The sequence below is a fragment of the Bacillus nitratireducens genome (genome assembly GCF_036320425.1).
GTDB classification, from domain to species: Bacteria; Bacillota; Bacilli; order Bacillales; family Bacillaceae_G; genus Bacillus_A; species Bacillus_A nitratireducens.
In genome coordinates, this window is sequence record NZ_JAUMJO010000001.1 from 816,122 (window position 1) to 822,156 (window position 6,035).

Consider the following 6,035-nt stretch of genomic DNA (forward strand, 5'->3'; position numbering starts at 1 on the left):
CTATCAACGTTTTATCATGTCATAAAGGATTATTATCCAACTTTATTTTCTTCGTAAATTTTCTCACCATCTTTTACAACTAATTTACGAAATTCTTCTAATAGACGATTCGTATGTGGACCTGTTTTTCCTAAACCAATCCTTCTACCATCTACTGTCGTAACAGCAATGACTTCAGCAGCTGTTCCTGTTAAAAACACTTCATCAGCTACATATACATCGTGCCTTGTAAATAATTCTTCTCTTACGTCATATCCAAGCTTTTCACCGATTTCTAAAATCGCATTTCTTGTAATACCTTCTAACGCCCCAGCAGAACTTGGCGGTGTAATTAATTTATTTCCTTTTACAATAAATACGTTATCTCCAGAGCCTTCAGCTACATACCCTTGATCATTTAGCATAAGTGCTTCTTGTACTCCAGCTAATTTCGCTTCAATGCGAACTAAAATATTATTTAAGTAATTTAAAGATTTTACTTGAGGCGACAAAACATCTGGGCGATTACGACGCGTTGCAACTGTTATAATTGGAATCCCTTTTTCATAATATTCTTGTGGGAATAAAGATAGTTGTTCTGCAATTACTACTACATTTGGTTTCGGACAAGAATCGGGATCTAATCCAAGATTCCCTGGTCCTCTTGACACGACTAGGCGGATATATCCATTAGATAGTTTATTATGTCGAATCGTTTCAACAACGATCTTCGTTGCTTCTTCTAACGTATATGGAATTTCTAACATGATGGATTTCGCTGATTCATATAATCGGACAAGATGCTCTCTCAAACGGAAAACATTACCGCTATACACCCTAATCCCTTCGAACACTCCATCGCCATATAAATAGCCATGATCATATACTGAAACTTTTGCTTCGTCTTTTGGAACAAATTCTCCATTTAAGAAAATCCATTGCTCGTTCACTGGAAAGCGCCCCCTATGTTCTATGAGTTTTTTATTGTTTCCTAGTTTACTCTCCTTTCTAAATAAATCAAGTGAATTTTTAGAAAATTTTTAATTTTTAATCGTACGTACATCTTTATTTATATTGATTTAACAACATTGTTAACGTTTACAAAAAGTCAAAAAATTTTTTTCGCCAATTTCTACTAAAAAAAATATTTGTTTAAAAGAAGGATTTTTGTCAATTGATACGAATCTATTGTATTCAATAAACGGACGTCCGTTTTTATAAATTCGGGAATATACAACGACTTTTGCTGAAAAAGGGGGAAAATAATAAAAATAACGCTGTCTAAAAATAACATTCATATTTTTCATTTCGTAATCATAATCCTATTTTTAAAAAACAATTTGTCAAAATGAAGGAGGAAATCAATATGGCGTGTGTACAAATTAAAGGAACGAGACAAGAGGTAGTAGAAATGCTTCAACTATTTGACCTAATGGATACGAAAGGTTTTTGTAAATTCGATAATTACGTTGAAGTAGAACCACATAGCAAGAAACATAACAACTATACAGCTTCAATCGACATTCATTCAAATACTTCTTCCGCCCAAGATACTTTAAACGATCAATTCGTAAGTCAAATGCTTACTGGTGTATATAACGACTAAACAAATATTCTCTTCCTACCATCTTTCATAAATATATGCTATGAACTTGAGCATACTAGCAACTAGATGGTAGGAGGTGAAAATTATGGCTAGAATTGGTGTTGAGAACTCTTTAACTGATGTTCAACAAGCTCTTCAGCAACAAGGGCATGAAGTTGTTTCACTTAACTCTGAAAGTGATGCACAAGGTTGTGATTGTTGTGTTGTAACTGGGCAAGATTCTAATATAATGGGCATTGCAGATACATCGATAAAAGGATCTGTAATTACAGCACATGGTTTAACAACAGATGAAATTTGTCAGCAAGTTGAAAACCGCGCTTAATCATTTTTATCACATGATTTGTGAGCTAACATTTAACGGGAATGGTCTCACTGATTATAGTTTCAATTTATCTATAGAAAGAGGGCTCCTTTTCAAAAGGAGCCCTCTTTTTTATATTCACCTAACGGGAAAGTAACATATACTGGATGAAAGCCCTACCTCTCTCTCACCATTACGGTTCCACTGACCGCTCCTTGATTCACTAGTATACATATAAAGCTTACATATACAATTTATAGGGTTTGTTCACAAAAGTTGTTGGTAAGACTACCCGATCTTTCGCAAACTTTTCGTATTATATTCATAAGATTTATTTACTTTACACTAGCTTTAACCGAGACACGAATTAAAATTTTAACACCAATACAATAACTTGTCAACATTTTTTACAAATTAAAAACAGACATTAACGGTTTGTCTGTTTTAGAATGGAGCTTTTTCTTTTATTACATATACAACAAAACCGCTTACTAACATAAATAAGCCAACTACTAAGTTTTTGATATTAATCATAAATTCCTCTCCCTTATTCCACACATCATATATATTTACAGTTCAATTATTCCGATCATCCTAAAGCGCACTTTTTCTAATATATCATAATTCCTAAAAAATGCAAGTTCACTTGTGGCGACCATTTACAAATTTATCTACAGTGCTTGGTACAGTATTTAAAGCTTTTTCAATTAAATGTGTACTACTATTGAGATGCAATACTTGCACACCGTTAGAACCAACTACTAAAAAAGCAACTGGGCTAATAGAAACCCCAGCCCCGCTTCCGCCTCCGAATGGATGACTTTGCTTGTTCTCTTTATGCTGTCCTTGTCCGTTATTATGTTTTTCGGAAATAAAATCACCTTTAAAGTCACTTCCGCCGGCACCAAAACCGAAAGCCACTTGAGACACTGTTAATACTACATTTCCGTCAGCTGTTGAAACTGGACTTCCAACAATCGTATTTACATCTACCATCTCTTTTAAATTTGTCATTGCTGTTTTCATTAAATTTTCAATTGGATGTTCCATTATGTATTGCACCCTTTCCTCATTATTCTTTTTTATACTTTCCAAAATAGAGGAAGTCATACTTAGTTTTCCTATTTTGAAAAAACATTTTTACTTTCCAATTGGATATTACTCCCTGTACAGGTTCAGATAAAGTGAAACTTTAATTAGTGGGGGTTTTGTTCATCCCCCACTGATTATTAGCCTTCACCAATCGGGCGTTTACGCGCAGCAGGGCTCCCACCTAACTTCTTCGCTCCAGCCGAATTTTGAGGCGGAAGTCTTACCGCTCGCAAATAGCGGGATAAAAACAGTAAAGAGAAACATACTATTATTGAACCTTGTTATGAAAGGAGTCCTTACTTTGACTGAGAAATTTGATGAATATAAAAAAAGAGATCGAATAGATAGTGATTATAGTGACTATAAAGAAGAATACGCAGCTGAAGTTGCACCACAGCGTATTGACTATGATGATAAAGATAATGATGATGTAAGATCATCTGCAGCTGGATCGACTGCTGGTTTTATCGCTCTTGCTTTAGCAATTTTATCGCTATTCACATTCCCAACACTGTTTGGTCTTGTGTCTGTTTTACTCGGTATTTACGCATATAATCGTGGGGCTACTGTAACTGGCGGTATCGCTGCCATTGTAGGTGGTATCGCTGCACTCATTGCGATTTTATTCCGAGTGGCGCTTATCGGGTTATTGTTCTCTCTTTTTTAAAAAGAAAAAGGTATCTCGCTTTATGCGGGATACCTTATCCTGTAAATACATCTTCTGATGGATATTTAATTTTTTGTTTCGCTGGTCGTGCCAAAGAGAAAACAAGTGTTAGCGGTCCGATTAATCCACAAAACATAACAAACATAATAATACATTTTCCAAATGCCGATAGCTTCGCAGTAATCCCCATTGTTAACCCTACTGTGCCAAACGCTGAAATTGTTTCAAATAATAACTGAATAAAACTGAAGTCTTCTGTAAGCATTAATACAAATACCGCTGTAAAAATAAGTATTTGACTAGCAACGACAATTGCTAACGCTCTCGTTACTGTCGACATTTTAATCGTACGATGAAATAAAATAAAATCCTCTTTCTTTCTAAAGAAAGAAAGAACTGATGTAATTAAAATAACGAATGTCGTTAACTTAATTCCACCACCTGTCGATACACTTCCTGCACCAATAAACATTAATATCATCGTAAATAATATCGATGACTCTTCCATTCCGCCATAATCTATCGTGTTAAAACCGGCTGTACGAGGTGTAATTCCTTGGAAGAACGAAGCCCATAACTTTTCATTTAAAGATAGTTGTCCCAAAGTCTTCACATTATTATATTCCAATACGAAAATCACAATCATTGCAATAATGTTAAGTGCTATCGTTCCAACAATCATGATTTTGGAGTGAAGCGATAATTTTCGGAAGCTGCGGCTATACCATATATCAATTAATACCGTAAACCCTAGTCCTCCTATTACAATTAAAGAACAAATCCCAATATTAATAATAGGATCTCCTACGTATCTTGTTAAATTATCTGACCAAAGCGCAAAACCGGCATTATTATATGACGCAATAACGTGAAAAATACTATAGTATAAACCTTTTCCAAATCCAAACTCTGGAATAAAGCGAATCGATAAAAAGATAACTCCAATTAGCTCAATACAAATAGAAAAAATAAAAACTCGTTTCACTAATTTCACAAGACCACCAATATTTGTTTGATTAAATGCTTCTCCAATTAATAATCGGTGACGTAAACCAATTTTTTTACCTAATACCCAAACAATTAAAATGGCTATCGTCATAAGACCGAGACCACCTGTTTGAATTAAAAACATAATAACAATTTCACCAAACATCGTAAATGTACTTGCAGTATCTACAACGCCTAAACCCGTTACAGTCGCTGCCGACGTAGCTGTGAAGAAAGCATCTACCCAACTAATATGTACTTTCGTTGCAAACGGTAACTTTAATAACAATCCTCCGACCACAATTAAACCAAAAAAGCCTAATGCTAAAATTTGTGGTGGATTTAATCGTATAAAACGATTATATAACCCTTGTTTTTTTGCTACTTCCATATCACTAACTCCCTTTATCAAGTGAAGCTTTTACCCCTCATAAATAAAGACTCTTTAAGAGCCCACAAGTAGCGGGATAACCCTTATATTCTCATAATATAGTTGAGCATAATCCTTTTTTTCATAGATTTCAACTTTTATTTATATTCAGATTCCTATTATTTTACAAAAGAATATTTTCTATTATATCTCCACTTATACTATAACTCTTACACCAACAACTATTTTACCCCTTTTTCAAATTCCCATATCTTTCACGCCAAGTTCACACGAGGGTCACATCTACCTTTTATAGTATACGTATCGGAGCTGTTCCTCCCTAATTTATAAGACATTCCCCAGTGTCTTGAACAGCTTTCCATCCCTAATTAAATTGACATAAATTGTCCCCTTCCTTGGCCATCCTATATGTGATGGTCTTATTTTTTTATTCTCTCTTTCTTCTTACTTAAAACTCCCTCTCTCTTTCACTCTATGTACACACCCTGGTCACATCTATCTTTTATAATATATGTATCGAAGCTGTTCCTCCCTAATTTATAAGACATTCCCCAGTGTCTTTGAATAGCTTCCATCCCTAATTAAATTGACATAAATTGTCCCCTTCCCTAGGCCATCTCATATGCGATGGTCTTATTTTTTTATTCTCTCTACCTTCTTACTTAAAACTCCCTTTCTCTTTCACTCTATGTACACACCCTGGTCACATCTATCTTTTATAGTATATGTATCGAAGCTGTTCCTCCCTAATTTATAAGACATTCCCCAGTGTCTTTGAATAGCTTCCATCCCTAATTAAATTGACATAAATTGTCCCCTTCCTTGACCATCTCATATGCGATGGTCTTATTTTTTTATTCTCTCTACCTTCTTACTTAAAACTCCCTCTCTCTTTCACTCTATGTACACACCCTGGTCACATCTATCTTTTATAGTATATGTATCGAAGCTGTTCCTCCCTAATTTATAAGACATTCCCCAGTGTCTTTGAATAGCTTCCATCCCTAAT

The 6,035-nt window shown here is 34.7% G+C and carries 8 protein-coding genes and 1 other annotated feature (1 of these 9 cut by a window edge); of the genes, 3 read left to right on the plus strand and 5 right to left on the minus strand.

The annotated features are described in order from the left end of the window. Nucleotides 1-16: a binding site (T-box leader), on the minus strand (it extends 211 nt beyond the left edge of the window). 16 nt (nt 17-32) lie between these two features. Next, a complete protein-coding gene (gene ilvE / locus Q3V31_RS04290; RefSeq protein ID WP_329762565.1) occupies nt 33-929 on the minus strand; it encodes a branched-chain-amino-acid transaminase in 897 nt (298 codons plus the stop codon). Nucleotides 930-1,070: 141 nt separating this feature from the next. After that, a complete protein-coding gene (locus tag Q3V31_RS04295; RefSeq protein ID WP_044739212.1) occupies nt 1,071-1,286 on the minus strand; it encodes a hypothetical protein in 216 nt (71 codons plus the stop codon). Between the two features lie 59 nt (nt 1,287-1,345). Between Q3V31_RS04295 and Q3V31_RS04300 the strand changes: the two genes are divergently transcribed. Together Q3V31_RS04300 and Q3V31_RS04305 are read left to right on the plus strand one after the other, a co-directional pair. After that, complete coding sequence (locus Q3V31_RS04300; RefSeq protein WP_000752501.1) at nt 1,346-1,585, plus strand: DUF3911 family protein; 240 nt, start codon at nt 1,346-1,348, stop codon at nt 1,583-1,585. An 85-nt stretch (nt 1,586-1,670) separates the two neighbouring features. After that, nucleotides 1,671-1,910, plus strand: coding sequence for a YkuS family protein (locus Q3V31_RS04305; RefSeq protein ID WP_000101008.1), 240 nt, complete (start codon nt 1,671-1,673; stop codon nt 1,908-1,910). A gap of 423 nt (nt 1,911-2,333) precedes the next feature. On the opposite strand, the gene Q3V31_RS04310 is transcribed toward Q3V31_RS04305, so the two are convergent. Continuing rightward, nucleotides 2,334-2,423, minus strand: a complete 90-nt coding sequence (locus Q3V31_RS04310) for a hypothetical protein (protein WP_000608227.1) — start codon at nt 2,421-2,423, stop codon at nt 2,334-2,336. A gap of 108 nt (nt 2,424-2,531) precedes the next feature. Continuing rightward, a complete protein-coding gene (ytfJ, locus tag Q3V31_RS04315) occupies nt 2,532-2,999 on the minus strand; it encodes a GerW family sporulation protein (protein ID WP_002075130.1) in 468 nt (155 codons plus the stop codon). 283 nt (nt 3,000-3,282) lie between these two features. Between ytfJ and Q3V31_RS04320 the strand changes: the two genes are divergently transcribed. Next, entirely contained in the window at nt 3,283-3,648 is a 366-nt protein-coding gene (locus tag Q3V31_RS04320; protein WP_000136552.1) for a hypothetical protein, read from the plus strand. A 34-nt stretch (nt 3,649-3,682) separates the two neighbouring features. Here the strand turns inward: Q3V31_RS04320 and Q3V31_RS04325 are convergent, their stop codons facing one another. Next, nucleotides 3,683-5,026, minus strand: coding sequence for a TrkH family potassium uptake protein (locus tag Q3V31_RS04325; RefSeq protein WP_000451427.1), 1,344 nt, complete (start codon nt 5,024-5,026; stop codon nt 3,683-3,685). Between the last annotated feature and the right edge of the window lie 1,009 nt (nt 5,027-6,035).